Source organism: Pseudomonas coleopterorum (genome assembly GCF_900105555.1).
Lineage (GTDB): Bacteria > Pseudomonadota > Gammaproteobacteria > Pseudomonadales > Pseudomonadaceae > Aquipseudomonas > Aquipseudomonas coleopterorum.
In genome coordinates this window covers 2,286,207-2,308,511 of sequence record NZ_FNTZ01000001.1, presented here as the reverse complement: position 1 = coordinate 2,308,511, position 22,305 = coordinate 2,286,207, and the positions used below count along the sequence as shown (strand labels likewise).

Here is a 22,305-nt window from a genome sequence, read left to right as displayed (position 1 = left end):
GGCCTCAGACCGCCTTGCTGACGGTCAGGTTCAGGCGACGCAAGGCCAGCGCCAGGGCATCGGCGAGATTGGCCTTGGTGACCACGCCTTGCAGGTCCAGGCCCAGATGAACGATGGTCTGTGCGATCTGCGGACGCACGCCGCTGATGATGCAATCGGCGCCCATCAGGCGAATGGCAGTGACTGTCTTGAGCAGGTGCTGGGCCACCAGGGTGTCCACGGTCGGCACACCGGTGATGTCGATGATGGCGATTTCCGATCCGGTGTCGACGATGCGCTGCAGCAGCGACTCCATCACCACCTGGGTACGTTGCGAATCGAGCGTGCCGATCATCGGCAGCGCCAGTACACCTTCCCACAGCTTCACCACCGGAGTGGAAAGCTCGAGCAGTTCTTCCTGCTGGCGCTTGATGACCATCTCACGCGACTTCTGAAAGGTGCGGATGGTGTGCATGCCCAAGCCGTCCAGCAGGTCGGAAACCAGCAGCACCTGCTCGGCCAGTTCAGTCGGCTGGTTGGCGTACGTCGTTTGCAGCACGGCGAACAGCGGACGTTTGAGGGCGAAGATGAAATGCGCGGTCTGGTGCGAATCGTGGCCCAGCAAGGCCCGGCTGTGGGACAGCTTTTCCAGCACCTGACGCACGTCAGCCCATTGGCTGCCGGCAATGTTGTGGGTCTGGCTGGTTTCCAGGGCAATGATCAACTGGCTCAGCAGTTCGCTGCTCTGTTGTTGAAGGTCGGCTTCCTTGATGTTGCGCGTCGCACCGGTGGCTTCGAGGCCTGCGAGCCATTGCTCGACGATGGCGTTTTGTTGGGATTTGAAAGCGTCAACGGTTTGCGTGTTCAGCGCGGCCATGCAGGAACTCCTGTACAGAGATGGGGCAAGATAGCGTAATGATGGCGGATTATCTGCTAAACGCCAGACCTCGTCGATGACCATCGCCACGCACTGAAGCGTGTCGCTCTGGCCCGCGACGAAAGAGGGGCGCCTAGCTGGCCAGCGAGATGATCACGGGCGCAGGCAGTGGTGGCAGACCATAGGCCGCGCGCGCCGTATCGCAGGCCGGGTTGTGTTCGCCATGCTCCCAAGAAGCCTCGAACTCGCGGCAGGTGCTGGAGCGCTGGGCGTACATCGAACAGCTGACGCCGGGCTTGCCCACTTCACCGACGAGAGCGGTGCAACGCGAAGGCCTGACGTCCGTGCCGAGCATCGCTACTCGGTTATGGGTGACCTGAATGACGCGCTCGTCGGGCACCGGGCCGCCCGCGGACTGGCATTCGCCCCAATAGAAGGACACACGGAAATGCGCGCAGCAGGCGCCGCACTCAAGGCAGGGATTGACTCTGGACATGTTGGCTCGGGAGGGGAGGCGACAGCGTTATTGGGGACCGCGACCACGCCGCCATTCTAGTGCTGCCGCGGCCGTTGTGAAGGGGGTCTGCGAGGTATATTTCACGGGGGCTGCGGAGCCTGTGAATGTATCCGAAGGACGACGTGTTCGCGCTGTCATCACACAACACCCTGATATATGATCGGCTTTCCATTTGCCGCCACGATTGCCCCTCCATGAGCAACGACACCGTCACCGCCGACATCACTCGCCGCAGGCCGGGCAACCTGGCCCAGAGCCTGGTGGACGATGTCTGCAGGATGATCAGCCAGGGCGTGGTCAAGCCCGGTGACAAGCTGCCCACCGAGCTGGAATTGATGGCGGTGGGTGGGGTCAGCCGGGCCACGGTGCGTGAGGCGCTGTCGCGGCTGCAGGTGTCGGGCATCGTCGAAACCCGCCGCGGGATCGGCACCTTCGTGCTCAACCTGCCCGGTTCGACCGTGTCGCGGCTGGACCCTGCCACCATCGTCACCTTGCAGGACGTCATCGCCATTCTCGATGTGCGCATCAGCTTCGAGATCGAAGCCGCGGGGCTGGCGGCGTTGCGTCGCACCGATGCACAGCTGGCGAGCATCGAAGAAGCAGTCAAGCGTTTTGAGCACGCCTGCGACACCAGCGGTTCCATCGTCGCCGACTTCCAGTTCCACTTGCAGATCGCGCAGGCGTCCAACAATCGTTACTTCGTCGACATCATCACCCACTTCGGCACCAGCATGTTTCCTCGGGCGCGCCTGGACACGGTGGCCATCGCCCGGCTGGACCGGCAGCAGAAGCACGAGCGACTGGTGCGCGAGCACGCGCATATCTTCGATGCTGTGGCCCGTGGCGACTATGACGCGGCCCGGGCGGCCATGCGCATTCACCTGGCCAACAGCCGGGCGCGGGTGGTCAAGGCTCACGAAGAACTGTCGATCTGAAGGTTTTCGCGCAGTAGTACGATGACTCCCCGGCGATATCGCCACACCTTTGGAAATAATTCATCTTCGAGGGATGGATATCCGTAGCGTTGTACGATAACGTAACTGCAGTACCGGCACAGACCGGTGTCCCCTAATAATTCCAACGTCCAGGGTGCTGCAACCATGATTATCCGCGCGATGTCCTTCCGCTGTTGTCCGACTTCTTCCGTTTCTCAGGCGCCCAGTACAGTCTTTAGCTGACGGCGCAAGATCTGAACCACCCGGCTACCTACCTTCTACCCTCATAAAAATAACTCGTGGGAGTACCTTCGCATGCCAGCGACGAAGAAGACGCACGTGCGCTACATGATCCTGTTTCTGTTGTTCGTGGTGACCACCCTGAACTACGCGGATCGCGCCACCATTTCCATCGCCGGTGCCAGCCTGCAGAAAGACCTGGGCATCGACGCCGTGACCCTCGGCTACATCTTTTCCGCGTTCGGTTGGGCTTACGTCCTGCTGCAGATCCCCGGTGGTTGGCTGCTCGACCGCTTCGGCTCGAAGAAGGTCTATGCCTGGAGCATTTTCACCTGGTCGCTGTTCACCGTGCTGCAGGGTTTCGTCGGCTACCTGCCGATGGCCAACGCGGTGATCGCGCTGTTCATGCTGCGCTTTCTGGTGGGTGCGGCCGAGGCGCCGTCCTTCCCCGGCAACGCGCGCATCGTTGCCGCCTGGTTCCCGACCGCCGAGCGCGGCACGGCGTCGGCGATCTTCAACTCGGCGCAGTACTTCGCGACCGTGCTGTTCGCTCCGCTGATGGGCTGGATCGTTCATTCCTGGGGCTGGGAGCACGTCTTCGTGGTCATGGGCGGCCTGGGCATCCTGTTCTCGGCGGTATGGCTCAAGTACATCCACAACCCCAAGGAACACCCAAGCATCAGCGCCGAAGAGCTAGACTTCATCGAGAAGAACGGCGGGCTGGTCGATATGGACCAGGCCAAGGGCGGCAAGTCCAAGCCCAAGTGGAACTACATTCGCCAACTGCTCACCACCCGCATGATGCTGGGCGTGTACCTGGGTCAGTTCTGCATCAACGGTATCACCTACTTCTTCCTGACCTGGTTTCCGGTGTACCTGGTTCAGGAACGCGGCATGACCATTCTCAAGGCAGGCTTCATCGCCTCGCTGCCAGCCATCTGCGGCTTCATTGGCGGCGTGCTGGGCGGGGTGATCTCCGACAGTCTGCTGCGTCGCGGTCATTCGCTGACCTTCGCTCGCAAGACCCCGATCGTATGCGGCTTGATGCTGTCGACCACCATGGTCATCTGCAACTATGTGCAGGCCGAATGGATGGTGGTGGCGTTCATGGCCCTGGCGTTCTTCGGCAAGGGCGTGGGCGCGCTGGGCTGGGCCGTGGTGTCCGACACCTCGCCCAAGCAGATCGCCGGGATCAGCGGCGGGCTGTTCAACATGTTCGGCAACGTGGCCTCCATCACCACGCCGATCGTGATCGGCTACATCATCAGCGCCACCGGCTCGTTCAAGTACGCGCTGGTGTATGTCGGCGCCAACGCTCTGGTCGCCGTGTTCAGCTACCTGGTGATCGTCGGTCCGATCAAGCGTGTGGTCCTGCGCGAAGAGAACGGCGATCCGATCGTCGACGATGCACCGCAGCTGACCGGCGCGCGTCCCTGAAGCGTCTGCAGCCAACGACAAGACCGCGGCCGGCAGTGCCGGCACGCGGCTCTCGATTCAGCCTGAGTTGATTGGAAGGGCCAAGCCATGCAATTGATCGAACATTCCGATTCTCCCCGCTACGTGCGCCTGCACGCAGACGACAACGTCGTGGTCGTGGTCAACGATCAGGGCGTGGCCGAAGGCAGTCGCTTTCCCGATGGCCTGACCGTCGTCGAAGGCGTGCCACAAAGCCACAAGGTCGCAACCGTCGACATCGCCGAAGGCGGCACGGTGGTGCGCTACGGGCAGATCATCGGCTACGCGCTGGAACCCATTCGCCAAGGCAGTTGGGTCAAGGAAAGCCAACTGGCGATGCCGTCGGCACCGCCGCTGGACAGCCTGCCGATGTCCGACGCGGTGCCGGCTGCGCTGCCGCCGCTCGAAGGCTTCACCTTCCAGGGTTATCGCAACGCCGACGGTACCGTCGGTACCCGCAACATTCTCGGGATCACCACCACGGTCCAGTGCGTGACCGGTGTGCTGGACCATGCCGTGAAACGTATCCGTGAAGAGCTGTTGCCCAAGTATCCCCACGTCGACGACGTGGTAGCCCTGACCCACAGTTATGGCTGTGGCGTGGCGATCAATGCGCGCGACGCCTACATTCCGATTCGCACCGTACGCAATCTGGCACGCAACCCAAACCTGGGCGGCGAGGCATTGGTGATCGGTCTGGGTTGCGAGAAATTGCAGGCCGGGCAGGTGATGCACGAGGACGATCCCTCGGTGGACCTGAGCGAGCCGTGGCTGTACCGCTTGCAGGATTCGGGTCATGGCTTCGGGGAAATGGTCGAGCAGATCATGGCCCTGGCCGAGACCCGCCTGGCCAAGCTCGATCTGCGTCGCCGCGAAACCGTGCCTGCCAGCGAGCTGATTCTGGGCATGCAGTGCGGCGGCAGCGACGCCTTCTCCGGCATCACCGCCAATCCGGCGTTGGGATTCGCCTCAGACCTGTTGATTCGGGCCGGTGCCACGGTGATGTTCTCCGAGGTCACCGAAGTGCGTGACGCCATCTACATGCTGACCTCGCGGGCCGAAACCCACGAAGTGGCGACCGAGCTGGTACGCGAAATGGACTGGTACGACAACTACCTGGAGCGCGGCGCCGCGGACCGCAGTGCCAACACCACGCCGGGCAACAAGAAAGGCGGGTTGTCCAACATCGTCGAGAAATCCCTGGGCTCGATCGTCAAGTCCGGCAGCAGCGCCATCAATGGCGTGCTCGGCCCGGGGGAACGGGTCAATCGCAAGGGGCTGATCTACTGCGCAACGCCCGCCAGCGATTTCGTCTGCGGCACTTTGCAACTGGCCGCAGGCATGAACCTGCATGTATTCACCACCGGCCGTGGCACGCCTTACGGCCTGGCGATGACACCCGTGGTCAAGGTCTCTACCCGTACCGAATTGGCAGAGCGCTGGCCGGACCTGATCGACATCGATGCCGGACGCATCGCGACCGGGCGCGCCACCATCGAGGAGTTGGGCTGGGAGTTGTTCCACTACTACCTGGCCGTGGCGAGCGGCGAAAAGCAGACCTGGGCCGAACGCTATCGCCTGCACAACGACATCACCTTGTTCAACCCTGCGCCGATCACCTGATCGGGCGCTGCGAAGGGCAGCGGGCAACCCGTTGCCCGTCAGCTCGATAAATAAGCGTCAAAAAAGGGAATCAAATCCCTACCTCCAGTGTCGAAGTGCCACTAAACTGTCATCCTCCGTTTCGGTACCTACATTAGAGGTTTTTGCATGAAGCTCAGTCCGTTTGCGGGCAAACCTGCCCCAGCCCAGCTGCTGATCGACATCCCGCGCTTGGTCACGGCTTATTACACCGGCCAACCGGACGCGAGCGAGCCTACCCAACGTGTGGCGTTCGGCACTTCGGGCCACCGTGGCAGCTCATTCGACTTGAGCTTCAACGAAAATCACGTTCTGGCCATCAGCCAGGCGATCTGCCTCTACCGCAGCAGCAAAGGCATCGACGGCCCGCTGTTCGTCGGCATCGACACTCACGCGCTGTCGACGCCTGCTGGCGCCAGCGCGCTGGAAGTGTTCGCGGCCAATGGTGTGCAGGTCATGCTGTCCAAGGACGACGAGTACACGCCGACGCCCGCCGTCTCCCATGCGATCATCTGCTACAACCGCGGGCGCAGCAGCGGTCTGGCCGACGGGGTAGTGATCACGCCGTCGCACAATCCGCCGCAGAGCGGTGGCTTCAAGTACAACCCACCCAATGGCGGGCCTGCCGACGGCGACGTGACCAAGTGGATCGAAGCCAAAGCCAATGAATTGCTCGCCGATGATCTGCGCGATGTGAAGCGCATGCCCCATGAGCAAGCACTGAAAGCGGCGACCACCCATCGTCACGACTACATCCATCACTACGTGGCCGACCTGGTCAACGTGATCGACTTCGATGTGATCCGCAAAGCCGGTCTGCGCCTGGGCGTGGACCCGCTGGGCGGGGCAGGCGTGCGCTACTGGTCGGCGATTGCCGAGCACTATCAGCTGGACCTGGAGGTGGTGAACACCGAAGTCGATTCCACGTTCCGTTTCATGTGCGTGGATTGGGATGGACAGATTCGTATGGATCCGTCCTCCAGCCATGCCATGCAGGGGCTGATCGGCCTCAAGGATCGCTTCGATGTGGCGTTCGCCTGCGACCCTGACCACGACCGCCACGGTATCGTGACGCCAACCGGTGGCTTGCTGGCGCCGAACAACTACCTGGCCGTGGCCATCGACTACCTGTTCCAGAACCGTCCGCAATGGCGCAACGACGCGGCCGTGGGCAAGACCGTGGTCAGCAGTGGCCTGATCGACCGTGTCACCGCACGTCTGGGTCGCCGTTTGCATGAAGTGCCGGTGGGCTTCAAGTATTTCGCCGATGGGCTGTTCGATGGTTCGCTGGGTTTTGGCGGTGAGGAGAGCGCCGGCGCGTCGTTCCTGCGCATGGATGGCAGTGTCTGGACCACCGACAAGGACGGTCTGATCCCTGCGTTGCTGGCAGCTGAAATGACCGCTCGTACCGGTCGTGATCCAAGCCAGGCCTATGACGCATTGACGCAAACCCTGGGCGAGCCGTTCTCCACCCGTGTGGAAGCCAAGGCCAATCCGCAGCAGAAGGCGGCCTTGAGCAAGTTGTCGCCCGAGCAGGTCAAGTCGACCGAACTGGCCGGCGAGCCGATCGAGCAGATCCTCAGCCATGCGCCTGGTAACGGCCAGGCCATCGGCGGCCTGAAGGTCATCACCGCCAACGGCTGGTTCGCCGCGCGCCCATCGGGCACCGAGGACATCTACAAGATCTACGCCGAAAGCTTCATCGACGAAGCCCACCTGCAGCGTCTGGTGGCCGAAGCGCAGGTGTTGGTGGATTCCGCCATCGGCTGATGCCCCCCCTTGGATCAACCGCGTGCGCCGCTGCTACAGAAGCACCGTGTGCACCGCCGACGCGGCTCGCGCCGCTGCTACAGAAACACCGCGATCCCCTGTAGCAGCGGCGCAAGCCGCGTCCGGCCTTGATGCGATCTTCCAGGTGCATCGCGTGCACCGCCGACGCGGCTCGCGCCGCTGCTACAGAAGCACTGTGTCCGGCTTTGACGTGGTCTTCCGGGTGCATCGCGTGCGTCGCCGACACGCGGACCGATGGCAATCATGGCCCCTGTAGCAGCGGCGCAAGCCGCGTCGGCAGGCACCACGGAGCATCAGGCACACCGCCCGACCCGCCCAGCGTCAGCGATAAGGATCTTTGGTATATTGCGGCTCTCGCGACATGCCCAGGAGTTTTCGTGTCATCGCAACCCACCGACAAAGACCGTCAGGCTCAGGGCCTGATTGCCCGGGGCTGGCGTTGGCTGCGTTCGCAGCAACGTGATGCCTGGTTCCATACGCCACTGATCGAATCACCTGCGCCCGAACCCTCCCGCGAACCCTCTCCCGCATCAAAGTCGAAGCGGCCCGCCCGTGCGCCAAAGAAGCCCGCCACGCTACCGGCGCCACAGCCTTTGCTGTTCGCCCCCTGGCAACTGGAACTCACCCCAGCCCTGAAAAAGACCATCAAGGCCGACGTCGCTGCACGGCTTCCCGAACACGCTCAACCCAGCGCCGCGCAGTGGAAGATGATCTTCAGCACCACGCCCGCCACCTGCGTAGTCGCTGGCGCCGGTGCGGGCAAGTCCACGTCGCTGGTGCTCAGAGTGCTGGTCCTGCACCACTACCTGGGATTCGAACTCGACAGCCTCAGCGTCGTCACCTTCACCCGGGAATCACGTCGAGACTTTATCAAGAAGTTGTGTCAAGTCTTTGATAAATGGGAGATTTCATATCTATTCGAGAATCTGCGTGAGGTCGTCAGAACCTACCATTCGCTGGTTCTGCCCATGGTCCACGCACTTCCTGGCCTGTCCGACGTACGCGCCTTCGAGAATCTGGGCGCCACTGGCGCAGGCGCTGAAGAAGCCAACCCCTTCCAGCTGCGTCTCAACGATACCCAGCGCCAGTTGATGAACGAGTGCTATCGCGATCTGATGACCAGCGATCCTGCATTTGCCAGTCATATCGCCCGCCTGCGCAAAGGCGCAGCCCAGTTGCGCAAGCTCGACCCGCAAGACCCTGATGTACAGAAACGCCTCAAGGCCCTGAGCCTGGCCAGTGCCCGCGATGTTGAGCTGTGCGACTTGATCGAAGATCAGTGGCGCAAAACAAACGCTTGGCCTATAAAAGGGATCAAGATAGATCGACAAACCATTGATATAAAAGGATTTACATTCCATACCCATGGGTACATAGCCAAACTCGACACATGGGTTGTATTGGGTTTCGATGCCGATACCGACCCCCAGTTGACCCGGCCGGGCGCCAAGATACCGGTCTGGGGTGAGTGGGCCGTCAAGCGCACCTTGTTTCAAGCTTTCTGCGATAAGCCACTGATTTGGCTGGATAACCCAGCCGATGCGAAAGAAGTTTTGAGCGCATTGAATAGCAAGGCGCTGTCCGGTCCGGGTTTCGAGTACCAGCTCCCCGGCGAGCTTTCTCCAGCGCCACTGCTCGATTGTTTCGTGGGCGCCGCAACCTTCATCGAGAATCTCGGGTTGCAGGTAGTCGATGCCATCGACCGAATGACCTGGGACGCCGATGACCCCGAAGCGGCCTTCTTTGCCGCACTACGTACCTACTGGCCAGCGCTCGAAGCGCACCTGCAGCGGCAGACTCCGCCGATCATGCTGTTCAACCGCATGTTCGCGCTGTTGGGAGAGGGCTCTGACTCCAGGGTCGGCGAGCTGCCCGATGAAGCCCTGCGCCCCATGTCCCATCTGCTGGTCGATGAATTCCAGGACATCTCTGCGCAGATCGTCGGCTGGCTGAAGGCGAGCCTTGCCGAAATCCTCCGTCGAGGTTCTTCTCTGGCCGGTGAGCGAGCCGCGCAGCACAGTTCGCTGATGTGCGTCGGTGACGACTGGCAATCGATCTACGGCTGGCGAGGCAGTACGCCCAGCTACTTCATGCAGTTCAATCGCACTTTCAGTGCCCACAAGCACACGCGCATCCTGCTGATCGACAACTACCGCAGCCACCAGGTCGTGATCGACGCTGCCGAACATGTCGTCGCATCGGCGCCGGCCATACCGGGCAAGAAAGCCCAGGCGCGTACGACGTTCGCCCGCGAACCGGTGCCCGTCACCGTGCTGACTCGGGACCTTGCAGACCTTGCCCGACGCGCTGCCGAGCATCATGCAGCGGGCGATTCGATTCTGGTGCTGTATCGCCGCAACAGTGATCGCCAGGCACTGGCCGAACATATCCAGGGCCTGTTGCAGCTCGAGCAGGCGCTGCCCGTAGAGCAGCGCCGCTTGCGTCAGCTCACCTTCCACAGCGCCAAAGGGCTACAGGCCGATGCGGTGTTTCTGCTGGGTGACTGCCAGTACGCCAGTCGCTCGCCCTACAAGAATCAGGTGTATGCCCTGGCCGGTCTGGCGACGCCGGGGCAGGTGGACGGCTACGACAGCGCTCAGCATGAAGAAGCGCTGCGCCTGGCCTACGTCGGGATCACCCGGGCCATCCACAGCTGCTACTGGTACGTGGAAACGGCGACCAAGCCCGGCGCCCGCGCTTCCGAGCGCGTCGACGCCAGCCTGCCATGCTTCAGCGACCTGCGGGTCAAGCCCCAGCGCTGAATCACGCCTGGGACATCTCCCGGACCTTGGCGGTGAGGACGTCGAAGGCGAACGGCTTGGTGATCATCTGCATGCCGTCATCGAGGAAACCGGCACGCACTTCCGCGTCCTGGGCATAGCCGGTGATGAACAGCACCTTGAGCCCAGGCCGCAGGGTGCGCGCCACTTCGGCCAGTTGCCGACCATTCATGCCGGGCAGACCGACGTCGCTGATCAGCAGGTCGATGCGCTGCCCGGAAGCCAGAATCGGTTGTGCGGCACTGGCGTCGGCTGCCTCCAGGTAGCCGTAACCCAGCTCGCGCAGCACTTCGCAGACCAAGGTGCGCACCGCGTTGTCGTCCTCCACGATCAATACCGTCTCGCCGTTGCGCGCCATGGGTGACTCGATCACCGGCACCAACGCGTGCGGCAGCTGCGAGGCGTAGCAACGCGGTAGATAGAGCTGCACCGTGGTGCCCTGGCCGGGTGTGCTGTCGATGGCCACGTGCCCGCGGGACTGCTTGCTGAAGCCGTAGATCATCGACAACCCAAGGCCGGTGCCTTGGCCGATGGGTTTGGTGGTGAAAAACGGGTCGAACGCACGGTCGACTACGGCGGGGTCCATGCCCAGCCCGGTATCGCTGACACTGAGCAGGATATAGTCGCCCGGCTCCAGATTCTGCTGGGCGGAGGTGAAGCGTTCGTCGAGATGACGATTGGCTGTTTCGACGATCACCTCGCCAGCCCCCGGCATGGCGTCGCGGGCGTTGATCACCAGGTTGAGCAGGGCGCTTTCCAGCTGATGCGGGTCGGCCTCGGCAATCCACAGCTGCGGGTCGAGGCGCAGGTGCAAGGTGATGCTCTCGTTGAGGCTGCGGTGCAGCAGCTCTTCCATCGAGCGGACCAGCTCGTTGACCTGGACCGGCTTGGAATCCAGAGACTGACGGCGGGAAAACGCCAACAGCCGGTGGGTCAGCGACGCCGCGCGGTTGGCCGAACTGATCCCCATATCGATGAGTTTGGGCAGGTCGTCGAACTGATCGCGCTTCATGCGTCGACGCATCAGTTCCAGACTGCCGATGATGCCGGTGAGCATGTTGTTGAAGTCGTGGGCAATGCCCCCGGTCAACTGGCCGACCGCTTCCATCTTCTGCGCCTGGCGCAGGGCTTCTTCGTTGATGCGCACCTGAGCGGTACGTTCTTCGACTTGCTGTTCCAGGTTGCCATTGAGCTCGCGCAACTGCTGTTCGGCGGCCTTCTGCTCGGTGATATCGGTGGTCACACCGACCAGCGCCTGGATCAGGCCTTTCTCGTCAGGGATCGCCCGGGCGCGCACGTCGACCCAGTGCAGCGAACCGTCGGGCCAGCGATTGCGGAATTGCGCGGCGAAATCGGCACCCAGTTGCAGGCTGTCGATCAGCGCCTCCTGCATCATCGCTTGATCACTGGGATGGACGCACAACAGCCAATCTGAGTAATCGAAGCGGGCGCCGGCCTCGATGCCGTAGTGGGCGCGGGTCCGATTAGAGCAATTCAGCTGCAGCGGGTGGCAGGTCAGTTCCCAGGCGCCGAGGCGACCGGCGCTCATGGCATGTTGCAAGCGCTGTTCGCTTTCGCTCAGGTCGAGCAGACGATCCCGGGCTTCGTATTGACGGCGGCGGCCACGAATGGCGGTCTTGGCCAGGCTGACCAACGTCATGGGGTGGAACGGGCGCTCCACGAAGGTCACGTTGCCCAGGCGCGCCGCGAGGCGCATGGACTGCGCCTGATCGGCGGCGCGCTGGTGGGTCATCAGCACGATCGGCAGGTCGGACCAGGCCGGTTGCTGACTCAGATACACCAGCAGGGGCTGCATCCGGGCTTCGGACAGCGCTTCGTTGGCGATGAGGCACACGCCTGCGCCTTCACGTTGCAGGTGTGTGCAAAGCTGGTCGACATCCGCCACCGCAGCCCCCTCTATGCCCGCCTGGCCAAGGATCTGCAAGGCGACCTGGCTATCGCGGCCCAGGGGCGCCAGGACCAGCACCCGTTCCGAGGTGGGGATGGACATCTTCACTGATCGTCTGCTTCGAGCAGGGGGCGGGCTTCACCGATGTAGGTCGGTACGCCGCGCAGCACCCCTTGGAACGCGCTCAGTGGTTCGCCAACGGTCATGCCCTGACTGCTGATCTTGTATTCGCGGATGGTGTTTTCATGGCTGCCGAAGCGCTTCTTGATCACCGACACCGCACGGCGTACGTTGCCCAGCGCCTCGAAGTAGCGCAGCAGGATGACCGTATCGGCCAGGTAGGTGATGTCCACCGGCGCCTTCATGTCGCCAACCAGCCCCTGCTGAGCCACGGTCATGAAGGTGGAGGCGCCCAGGCGGTTGAGGTAGAGCAGCAGTTCGTGGATGTGCAGCACCGGCGTGCTTTCGCCCATCATGGCGGCATGGTAGCCGTTGATGCTGTCGATCACGACCGTCTTGATGGCATGCAGGTTGATGCTGGTACGCACCATGTGAGCAAACTCGCCGGGCGACTGCTCGGCGGCGTCCACCTGCTGAATGATCATCTGGCCGCGATGCTGGTAAGCCTCGAGGTCGATGCCCAGGTTCTTCATGCGCTCGAAGAGCAGGCTGAGTTCTTCGTCGAAGATGAACAGCGCGACTTTTTCACCACGCTCCACCGCTGCGGCGGCGAAGACCATGGAGAGCAAAGATTTGCCGGTGCCGGCAGGGCCGATGATCAAGGTGCTCGAACCGTTCTCGACACCGCCGCCCAGCAGCGCGTCCAGTTCGGCAATGCCCGAGGTCAGCTGGCTGCGTTCGTAGCGAGCACGGAACTCGGCCGCCACCAGGCGTGGGTAAACGTGAATACCGTCGGGCTGGATGGTGAAGTCGTGATAGCCACCGCGGTATTTCTGCCCACGGTATTTCATGATGCGCAGACGGCGCCGTTCGGCACCGTAGTCGGGTGCGGTTTCTTCCAGGCGAATCACGCCGTGGGCGATGCTGTGCAACGTCTTGTCCAGCGGCTCGCTGGTCATGTCGTCGAGCAGCAGCACCGTGGCATGGAAGCGGGCGAAATAATGTTTGATGGCCAGGATCTGCCGACGATAGCGCAGCGAACCCTGAGCCAGCAGACGCACCTCCGAGAGGCTGTCCAGAATCACCCGGGAGGGTTTTACCCGTTCCACTTCATCGAAGATCTGCCGGGTCGCTTCGCCCAGCTCCAGGTCGCTGCTGTAGAGCAGGCTTTGCTGCTGTTGCAGGTCCAGCACCAGTTCGGGTGGGGTCAGTTCGAACACCGTGACCCGTTCGTCCAGCTCCCAGCCATGGGAAAGGGCGCCTTCGCGCAGCTCTCTGGCGGTTTCGGAGAGGGTGATATAGAGGCAGGTCTCGTTCTGCGCAACGCCTTCGAGGAGAAATTGCAGCGCTACCGTCGTCTTGCCTGCGCCCGGCTGGCCTTCCAGAAGGAAGATATGGCTGCGGGTCAGACCTCCGCCCAAGATGTCGTCCAGCCCGGCAATACCGGTGGCTGCTTTGGCCGTCGTCAAAAAGGTGTCCTCGGGTAGCGGGAAGGGCTGCGTTGCGCAATGTGCTACAGCATGATACTGGACACCGCGCCGGTAGCGGGGTTCCTGGGTGGCATGACCGAAATTCGCCATCGGAACCGGGCGATTTCACAGGCCCTGTTGCAGGCTTGGATCGTCGGCGTTCTGCTGCTCGAGTTCGGCCAACAGTATCTGCACGTTCTGCAACTGCCCGGTTTCCTTCCAGTACTGGATCAATAGCACCCGCGCGCGACGGTTGGCCGGATCACGGCGCAGAATCTCTTCGAGCTGTTTCTGCGCCGCCTCGATCTGCTGCAGGTCGTGCAGGTTGGTGGCCAGCACGTAGCGGTAATCGTTGTTGTCCGGTGCCAGTTCAACCGCACGGGCGAGGGCGAGCAGGGCGTATTCGTCCTCGTCATGGGCCATCAGCCAGAGGCCCAGTTGCTGCTGCAACAGCGCCGATTGCGGATGGGCGAGCAACTGCTCGGCCAGCAAGGCGCGGGCCGAGTCGCTTTTGCCTTGGCGTTCGAGGAGCTCCACTTGCACGGCAATGGCTTCAAGGTCGTCGGGCGCCAAGGTGCGGTAGCGAGTCAGGGCCTGCTCTGCCTGCTGGTAGGCCGCATCGTGCAGGTACAGGCGCGCCAGTTCGAGCTGAGCGGTGGCGTCGTCGGTGTTACCTTGCAGGTCGGCGATGTAGGCGTTCACCACCTTGTCCAAGTGAGCGAAATACAGCCCCAACTCATCGATCGGCAGGCCGATCAGGCCACGGGCGGCATGGAAGCGGATGGCCTGATCCTCGTCTTCCAGCAACGGGCCGAGCAGCACGCTGCGCTGACTTTCGGGGACGAGCCCGATGACCGCATCGATCGCGGCATGTCGCACCTGCGCCTCGTCGCTGTGCAGATCGGCGCTGGCCAGTTTGAGCGCCTGCGGACTGGGGTAATTGTGCAGTTGGGCATACAGCGCAGCGCGGCGCTCGGGGGCAAGATCGCTGCGCGCCAGCTGCTGATAGAGCACGCGGGCCGCGCCTGGTTGACCGTTGCGGGCCTGGTTCAGGGCCTTGGTATAGCCCTGTTGCGGTGCAACCGGCGCCGTGGCGGCGGGGCGCAAGGCATACCACAGGCCTGCCAGCAGCAGCGAAAACACAATCAAGATCAGCGAAAGGCGAACGCGTTTAGACATGCAGGTATCCGAAGAGGCGCAGGCTTGGCCGGGGTATTCAGCTTGGGTCACTGCCGAGGCACAGTCAAATCGAGAGGGCGGCGACCATTGGCAAGCCACCCATGGGTGAGGTTTACTAGCGCACCCTTTCCAACGTTCCGCTCGCCACCTGCCAAGGCCACCGCATGTCCCGCTACACGAGCCGCGACTGGCTGCCCCACGAAAAGCCGAACCTGCCGGGCTCGCCATCGACGCCCTTGCATTCGACACCCAAGCGGCTGGCGTTCGGGATCGTTGGCTTGCTGGTGGCCCTGACCGGTGGCCTGGGCAACTCACTGGTGGTGGCGAACCTGCAATTTCTGCAAGGCGCGCTCGGCGCCACGGCGGCGGAGATGGCCTGGCTGCCGGCCGCCTACGTGATGACCAACGTGTCGATGAACCTGCTGCTGGTCAAGTTTCGCCAGCAATTCGGGTTGCGCACCTTCACCGAACTGTTTCTGGTGCTCTATGCCCTGGTGACCTTCGGCCACCTGTTCGTCAACGATCTCGCGTCGGCCATCGCTGTGCGGGCCGCACACGGCATGGTCGGCGCGGCCTTGAGTTCGCTGGGCCTGTACTACATGATCCAGGCCTTTCCCGCCAAGTGGCGACTCAAGGCCCTGGTGCTGGGCTTGGGCACCTCGCAACTGGCGCTGCCCCTTGCTCGAGTATTCTCCGAAGACCTGCTGCAGATCGCCGAGTGGCGCGGCCTGTATCTGTTCGAACTGGGCATGGCGCTGCTGACCCTGGGCTGCGTGTTCCTGCTCAAGCTGCCGCCGGGCGACCGCTTCAAGACCTTCGAACCGCTGGATTTCCTGATTTTCGCCATCCTGGCGACGGGTATTGCCTTGCTCTGCGCCGTGCTGTCGCTGGGGCGGATCGACTGGTGGCTGGAGGCGGACTGGATCGGCTGGGCGTCGGCAGGGGCGATCGTACTGATCCTCGGTGGGCTGGCTGTGGAGCACAATCGCAGCAACCCGATGCTGATGACCCGCTGGCTGGGCAGCGGCGTCGCCATCCGCCTGGCCCTGGCGGTGATTCTCACGCGCATGGTGCTGTCGGAGCAGTCCACCGGGGCGGTGGGGCTGCTGCAGGTGCTGAACATGGGCCAGGAGCAGATGCGCACCCTTTATGTGGTAATGCTCTGTGGCGCAGTGGCCGGGCTGGCCGTGAGCGCCTGGACGATCAACCCGGAGCATCTGTTCATGCCGCTGATCATCGCCTTGGCCCTGATGGCCGTGGGCTCGGCGATGGACAGTTTCTCCAGCAACCTGACGCGTCCGGCCAACATGTACCTGAGCCAGTTCCTGCTGGGTTTTGGCGGCACGTTTTTCCTGGGGCCGACCATGGTGCTGGGCATGCGCCACGTGCTGACCAATCCACGCAACCTGGTGAGCTTCTCGGTCCTCTTCGGTATCTGCAACAACCTCGGCGGATTGATCGGCGCGGCGTTGCTGGGTACGTTCCAGATCGTGCGCGAGAAATACCACTCGAGCATGATCGTCGAGCACCTGACGCTGCTGGATCCGCTGGTGCAGGCGCGCATCAGCGGCTCCGCCGCGAGCTACCTGGCGAGCATCGCCGACCCCGCGTTGCGCACGACTCTGGGCACCCGCGCCCTGGCCACCGCCGCCACCCGCGAGGCGAACGTCATGGCCTATAACGATGTCTTCATGCTGATCTGCATCATTGCCGTACTGACCATGCTATGGATCTTCGTACGCAGCCTGTGGCTGATGAGCACTACCCGGGCGGTCACCACCGCCGCGACACCTACTGTATCCACCAGCGGCGCCAGCACTTCATGACCGAACCGACGTCCACGACCACCAACGCCATCGCCGCCACGCCCGAAGGCCAGACTCCGCCGCCCAATCCGGCCGCCACCGAACCGCGCTCGCGACGGGTGCGGGTACTGTCCAGCCTGATCTTCGCCAGCGTGGCGCTGGTTGGCGTGGCGATCGTGCTGTATGCCTGGCAGCTGCCACCGTTCAGCAGCCACATCGAAAGCACCGAGAACGCGCTGGTGCGGGGCCAGGTGACGATCATCGGGCCGCAACTGGCGGGCTATGTGTACGAAGTGCCCGTGCAGGACTTCCAGTTCGTCAATGCCGGTGACCTGTTGGTGCGTCTGGACGACCGCATCTATAGGCAACGCCTGAACCAGGCGCTGGCCCAGGTGCAGGTGCAGAAAACCGCACTGGCCAACAACCTGCAACAGCGCCGCAGTGCCGAAGCCACCATCGCCCAGCGCCAGGCGGCGGTCGTCGACAGTGAAGCGCAGGCCCGCAAGGGCGCCGCCGACCTGCGCCGCAACCAGGACCTGATCAGCGATGGCTCGGTGTCGCGCCGCGAGCTGGATGTGACCCGAGCCGCCAATGCCCAGGCGCTGGCGTCGGTGGCGCAGGCCAAGGCTGCGCTGGCGATTGCGCGCGAAGACCTGCAGACGGTGATCGTCAACCGCGACTCGCTGGAAGCCAACGTGACCAACGCCGAAGCCGCCGTGGAGCTGGCCCGCATCGATCTGGACAACACCCGCATCGTAGCGCCGCGCGACGGCCAGTTGGGGCAGATCGGCGTGCGTCTGGGCGCCTACGTCAACTCCGGGGCGCAATTGATGGCGCTGGTGCCCGACACGCTGTGGGTAGTGGCCAACATGAAGGAAACCCAGATGGCCAACGTGCGCATCGGTCAGCCGGTGACCTTCACCGTGGACGCGCTCAATCACCTGCGACTGCGCGGGCACGTGCAGCGCATCTCACCGGCGACGGGTTCGGAATTCAGCCTGCTGCAGGCCGACAACGCCACCGGCAACTTCGTCAAGATCGCCCAGCGGATTCCGGTGCGCATCACCGTGGACCCGGATCAGGCCGCAGCGCAACGGCTGCGGCCCGGCATGTCGGTCGTGGTCAGCATCGACACCGGTTATGTGGTCGAGCAGGACCGCACGGATCCGCCGAGTGACGGCGCGCCCTAGGGCGGCCAAGACGGTTGCACCCCCTGGTCGGGGCTAAACCATTTGATCTTTGCCCACGGGTCGCCTACCGTCAGCGCCGTTTGTCTTCGCCCAGTGCAGGAAGCCGGTTCGAATCCGGCGCGGTCGCGCCACTGTGATCGGCATGTTACATGTCGTCAGCCAGACCTTGCCCCTGGGATTTTCCTGAACCTGTTGGACGCGCCATCCAAGGAGTTGCCATGCGTTTTTCTGCCGTCTTTGCCCACGCCAGCGTCGCTGTCGTCGGTCTGTTCGCCGCCGGTGCCAGCCTCGCCGCCACCCACTATCCCCTGACCCTGCCCAACTGTGGAGCGCCGGTGACTGTCCAGGCGGCGCCACAGCGCGCGGTCAGCCTGGGCCAGGCGAGCACGGAGATTCTGTTGTCACTGGGCCTGGCACCACGCATGGTCGGCACCGGGGTCTGGTTCGGGCCGCTGCCCGAGCACCTGCGCGCCGACAATGCCAAGGTGCCGCGCCTGGCCGACAATGCGCCCAGCTTCGAAGCCGTGGCCAATACCGCGCCCGACATCGTGGTGGCGCAGTACACCTACCATGTCGGCCCCAACGGTGAAGTCGCCAAGCCCGAGCAGCTGGCCAGTCTCGGCATCCCGTCCTACGTATCGCCCAGCGACTGCGACGGCAAGCAGGTCACCGCCACTTCCAATGCCGACGGCAGTCGCAGCCAGATGTTCTCGATGGACCTGGTGAACAAGGAAATTCGCGAGCTGGCCACCATCTTCGATGTCGAACCAGCCGGGGAGCATTTGACCGCCCAGTTGCAGGCGCGCATTCAGGCCGCCACCGAGCGCGCCTCGCGCACCGGGCAGAAACCCTTGTCAGTGGTGTACTGGTTCTCCAGCACGCGCCTGGAGGGGGACCCTTGGGTGGCCGGCAAGAACGGCGCGCCGGGCTACATCAATCGTCTGCTGGGTTTGCGCAACATCGTCGACAGTGACGAGGAGTGGCCTGGCGTGAGCTGGGAAAGCATCGCCGCCAGCAACCCCGACGTGATCGTCGTTGCCCGCATGCAACGTCGACTGTATCCGGCCGACGATGTCGAGAAGAAGCTCGCCTTCCTGCGCAGCGACCCGGTCACCCGTGAACTGGATGCGGTGCGCAACGACCGCATCATCGTCGTCGATGCCCAGTCGCTGAATCCGTCCATGGATGTGGTGCGCGCGGTGGAAGACATCGCGGCGGGCCTCGAGCGTACACGGGCCACCCCTTGATCCAGCGCCTGGCCCGTGAAGATGGCTGGATCTGGCGCTGCCTGCTGGCCGTGCTGGCCCTGGCCACGCTGAGCGTATCGATCGCCCTCGCGGTGTCGGTAGGGGAGATGGGCATCGACCTGGGCACGGTCGGCAAGGCATTGCTCAACGGCCTCGGCCTGGGCGACTACGCGGTGCCGCGTATCGTCCAGGGAATCATCTGGGAGTACCGCCTGAGCCGCGCCTTGGTGGCCGCCTGTTGCGGCGCCGGTCTGGCGATCTGTGGTGCGGTGCTGCAGGCGCTGTTGCGCAACGTGCTGGCCGAACCCTATGTGCTGGGCATCTCTGCCGGCGCTTCGACCGGCGCAGTGATGATCATGCTGCTGGGCCTGGGCGGCGGCGTGATCGGCATTTCCCTGGGGGCTTTTCTCGGCGCCGCGCTGGCATTCGGCCTGGTGCTGCTGCTGGCTGCGGGTGCCCGCAGCGGTCCGGCCCAGGTGATTCTCGCCGGAGTGGCCGGATCGCAGCTGTTCAATGCACTGACCGCTTATATCGTTTCGACCTCGGCCAATGCCGAACAGGCCCGCAGCGTGATGTTCTGGCTGCTCGGCAGCCTGGGCGGGGTGCGCTGGCCCGATGTTGGCCTGGCCGCGGCGGTAGTGGGTGCAGGTTTGCTGGTGTGCTTGTACTTCGCCCGAGCGCTGGATGCCTTCGTGTTCGGTGAAGACGCCGCCGCCACCCTGGGCGTGCCCGTGGTGGCGGTGCGGCTGGTGTTGTTTGCAACCACCGCGCTGATCACCGCCACCCTGGTCAGCATCGTCGGCGCGGTAGGCTTCGTCGGTCTGGTAGTACCGCACATTGCCCGCTTTCTGGTGGGTCCGAGCCATGTTCGGCTGTTGCTCGCCTCGGTACTGATCGGCGCCAATTTCATGGTGTTGGCGGATATCGTCGCGCGCATCATCGTACCGGGCCAGGTATTGCCCATCGGCGTGGTCACGGCCTTGGTCGGCGCCCCGGCGTTTGCCTTGATCCTTTACCGTGCGAGGCGTCGAGCATGAGCCTGCAACTGCACCACGTCAGCTGGAAGGCCGGTGGGCTGCTGATTCTCGACGACGTCAGCCTGGCCATCACGCCTGGCAGTCTGGTCGGGCTGATCGGCCCGAACGGCTCGGGCAAGTCGTCGCTGCTGCGCCTGCTGGCCGGGCTGGACCGTCCCAGCCAGGGCCAGGTCAGCCTCGACGATCAACCCTTGGCCGACCTGGCGCGGCGCACCATCGCCCGGCAAGTGGCGATGGTGGAGCAGCACGCCAGCACCGAGGTGGACATTCGCGTGGAGGAGGTCGTGCGCCTGGGTCGTACGCCCCATCGCTCGCCGTTCGCGCCGTGGCTGCGAGAAGACGATCGGGCCATTGCCCAGGCACTGGCCCAGGTCAACCTGGGCGGCCACGCGCAGCGGCGCTGGCACACCCTGTCCGGTGGCGAGCGTCAGCGGGTGCAGATCGCCCGCGCCCTGGCCCAGCAGCCCAGCGAACTGCTGCTCGACGAGCCAACCAATCACCTCGATATCCAGCATCAACTGGAACTGCTGCACCTGATCCAGGACCTGCCCCTGACCTGCGTCATGGCGATTCACGACCTGAACCTGGCAGCCATGTTCTGTGACGTGCTGGTGGTCCTCAAGGACGGGCGCCTGGTGGCCAGCGGCGCGCCAGCCCAGGTCCTGACCGAGGGCCTGATCGCCGAAGTCTACGGCGTGCACGCCGAAGTCAGTCTGGCCGACGGTCGACCGCACGTGCGCTATCGGGTCTGAGCCGCGTCACTGACACATCCCGTGCCCTGTGTTAGCCTTGCGCGTTCGAGGTTCTCTGCCCGGCAGAGCTAAGACGGGAACGCGGTCCAAGCCGCGGCTGCCCCCGCAACTGTAAGTGATGAAGGCTGCGCCAAGGCCACTGCGATCGTTCGCGGGAAGGCGCTGCAGCCTCGGCCCGCAGGGCCGGCATCACGAGCCAGGAGACCTGCCTCGCCGTTCTTTCCTATTCAACCGGGCGGGGTGATCCGGTGACGAATGCCGGCGCCTGCCGTAGCGGCGCTCGTCTCGTGCCCTGCCGCGCAATCAGGGCGACCCGATGAAAACGCTGTCCAAACTACCCGTCACCATCGTCACCGGCTTCCTCGGCTCGGGCAAGACCACCTTGCTGCGGCACATGCTCGACAACGCCCAGGGTCGGCGCATTGCCGTGATCGTCAACGAATTCGGCGAGCTGGGCATCGACGGCGAAATTCTCAAGCAGTGCACCATCGGCTGCAGCGAAGAGGAGGCCAACGGCCGCGTCTACGAGCTGGCCAACGGCTGCCTGTGCTGCACGGTTCAGGAAGAATTCTTTCCGGTCATGCGCGAGCTGGTCGCCCGCCGCGCCGACCTCGACCACATTCTCATCGAAACCAGCGGGCTGGCCTTGCCCAAGCCGCTGGTCCAGGCCTTCCAGTGGCCGGAAATCCGCAGTGCCTGCACGGTCGATGCGGTCATCACCGTGGTCGACAGCCCGGCGGTGGCGGCCGGTACCTTTGCCGCATTCCCCGACCAGGTCGACGCCCAGCGCAAGCTCGACCCCAACCTGGACCACGAGTCGCCGCTGCACGAGCTGTTCGCCGACCAGTTGGCCAGCGCCGACCTGGTGATCCTCAACAAGGCCGACCTGATCGATGCTCAGGCCCTGGCCGCCGTGCGCGCCGAGGTGGCCGAAGAATTGCCGGCCGCGGTCAAGGTGGTCGAAGCCAGCAGCGGTCGTTTGCCCCTGGCGGTGCTGCTGGGCCTGGGCGCCGAGTCGGAGCAGCACATCGACGCACGCAAGAGCCATCATGACCATCACGAGGGTGACGATCACGACGATCACGACCACGATGCGTTCGACTCGATCTCCATCGAGCTGCCCCAGGCCGAGGAGGCCAAGCTGCTGCAGGCGCTCAACGCCGCCGTGGTTCAACACGGCATCCTGCGGGTGAAGGGTTTCGCGGCGATTCCGGGCAAACCGATGCGTCTGCTGATCCAGGGCGTGGGCACGCGTTTCGACAAGCACTTCGATCGCCCCTGGGCCGCTGACGAAGCACGCAGCACGCGCCTGGTGCTGATCGGCCAGGACCTCGACGCGCAATCGCTGCAAGCGCAACTGCGCGCGGCCCTGGAAGCCTGAC

At 63.7% G+C, this 22,305-nt stretch carries 16 protein-coding genes and 1 riboswitch; of the genes, 11 read left to right on the top strand and 5 right to left on the bottom strand.

What is annotated here, in order from left to right; genetic code table 11:
- Positions 1-4: 4 nt before the first annotated feature.
- Entirely contained in the window at positions 5-856 is an 852-nt protein-coding gene (locus tag BLV18_RS10325; protein WP_090358289.1) for an STAS domain-containing protein, read from the bottom strand.
- 133 nt (positions 857-989) lie between these two features.
- Positions 990-1,352 (bottom strand): YkgJ family cysteine cluster protein, encoded by a 363-nt coding sequence (locus BLV18_RS10320; protein WP_090358287.1) that lies wholly within the window; start codon positions 1,350-1,352, stop codon positions 990-992.
- A 215-nt stretch (positions 1,353-1,567) separates the two neighbouring features.
- On the opposite strand from BLV18_RS10320, the gene BLV18_RS10315 reads away from it, so the two are divergent.
- The 5 genes from BLV18_RS10315 to BLV18_RS10295 all read left to right on the top strand — a co-directional run bounded on the left by BLV18_RS10315 (position 1,568) and on the right by BLV18_RS10295 (position 10,197).
- A complete protein-coding gene (locus tag BLV18_RS10315) occupies positions 1,568-2,308 on the top strand; it encodes a FadR/GntR family transcriptional regulator (protein WP_090358284.1) in 741 nt (246 codons plus the stop codon).
- A 315-nt stretch (positions 2,309-2,623) separates the two neighbouring features.
- Entirely contained in the window at positions 2,624-3,985 is a 1,362-nt protein-coding gene (locus BLV18_RS10310) for an MFS transporter (protein WP_090358282.1), read from the top strand.
- An 87-nt stretch (positions 3,986-4,072) separates the two neighbouring features.
- Positions 4,073-5,626, top strand: a complete 1,554-nt coding sequence (garD, locus tag BLV18_RS10305; RefSeq protein ID WP_056842710.1) for a galactarate dehydratase — start codon at positions 4,073-4,075, stop codon at positions 5,624-5,626.
- Positions 5,627-5,773: 147 nt separating this feature from the next.
- Positions 5,774-7,414, top strand: a complete 1,641-nt coding sequence (gene pgm, locus BLV18_RS10300) for a phosphoglucomutase (alpha-D-glucose-1,6-bisphosphate-dependent) (protein WP_090358281.1) — start codon at positions 5,774-5,776, stop codon at positions 7,412-7,414.
- Positions 7,415-7,812: 398 nt separating this feature from the next.
- Positions 7,813-10,197: a UvrD-helicase domain-containing protein gene (locus BLV18_RS10295; protein WP_244156840.1), complete on the top strand. Its 2,385-nt coding sequence runs from the start codon at positions 7,813-7,815 to the stop codon at positions 10,195-10,197.
- 1 nt (position 10,198) lies between these two features.
- On the opposite strand, the gene BLV18_RS10290 is transcribed toward BLV18_RS10295, so the two are convergent.
- The 3 genes from BLV18_RS10290 to BLV18_RS10280 form a co-directional block, all read right to left on the bottom strand.
- The gene (locus BLV18_RS10290; protein ID WP_090358277.1) at positions 10,199-12,226 is read right to left on the bottom strand and encodes a hybrid sensor histidine kinase/response regulator; all 2,028 of its coding nucleotides are present in this window, start codon (positions 12,224-12,226) and stop codon (positions 10,199-10,201) included.
- 2 nt (positions 12,227-12,228) lie between these two features.
- Entirely contained in the window at positions 12,229-13,713 is a 1,485-nt protein-coding gene (locus BLV18_RS10285) for an ATPase domain-containing protein (RefSeq protein ID WP_244156839.1), read from the bottom strand.
- 126 nt (positions 13,714-13,839) lie between these two features.
- Positions 13,840-14,892: a tetratricopeptide repeat protein gene (locus BLV18_RS10280; protein ID WP_090358275.1), complete on the bottom strand. Its 1,053-nt coding sequence runs from the start codon at positions 14,890-14,892 to the stop codon at positions 13,840-13,842.
- Positions 14,893-15,056: 164 nt separating this feature from the next.
- On the opposite strand from BLV18_RS10280, the gene BLV18_RS10275 reads away from it, so the two are divergent.
- From BLV18_RS10275 to cobW, 6 genes are all read left to right on the top strand, one after another.
- Positions 15,057-16,718, top strand: coding sequence for an MFS transporter (locus BLV18_RS10275; protein WP_090358273.1), 1,662 nt, complete (start codon positions 15,057-15,059; stop codon positions 16,716-16,718).
- Positions 16,715-17,887 carry an HlyD family secretion protein gene (locus tag BLV18_RS10270; RefSeq protein WP_090358270.1) on the top strand — a complete coding sequence of 391 codons (1,173 nt, stop codon included), beginning with the start codon at positions 16,715-16,717 and terminating at the stop codon, positions 17,885-17,887. Before BLV18_RS10275 ends, BLV18_RS10270 begins: the two co-directional genes overlap by 4 nt.
- Positions 17,888-18,105: 218 nt before the next feature.
- Positions 18,106-19,134: an ABC transporter substrate-binding protein gene (locus BLV18_RS10265; RefSeq protein ID WP_090358268.1), complete on the top strand. Its 1,029-nt coding sequence runs from the start codon at positions 18,106-18,108 to the stop codon at positions 19,132-19,134.
- The gene (locus tag BLV18_RS10260; RefSeq protein ID WP_082484410.1) at positions 19,131-20,171 is read left to right on the top strand and encodes a FecCD family ABC transporter permease; all 1,041 of its coding nucleotides are present in this window, start codon (positions 19,131-19,133) and stop codon (positions 20,169-20,171) included. The genes BLV18_RS10265 and BLV18_RS10260 overlap by 4 nt, the downstream gene beginning before the upstream one ends.
- Positions 20,168-20,923 carry an ABC transporter ATP-binding protein gene (locus BLV18_RS10255; protein ID WP_090358267.1) on the top strand — a complete coding sequence of 252 codons (756 nt, stop codon included), beginning with the start codon at positions 20,168-20,170 and terminating at the stop codon, positions 20,921-20,923. The genes BLV18_RS10260 and BLV18_RS10255 overlap by 4 nt, the downstream gene beginning before the upstream one ends.
- Positions 20,924-20,954: 31 nt before the next feature.
- A riboswitch (cobalamin riboswitch) is annotated at positions 20,955-21,150 on the top strand.
- Between the two features lie 89 nt (positions 21,151-21,239).
- Positions 21,240-22,304, top strand: a complete 1,065-nt coding sequence (cobW, locus tag BLV18_RS10250) for a cobalamin biosynthesis protein CobW (RefSeq protein WP_090358266.1) — start codon at positions 21,240-21,242, stop codon at positions 22,302-22,304.
- Position 22,305 lies beyond the last annotated feature (1 nt).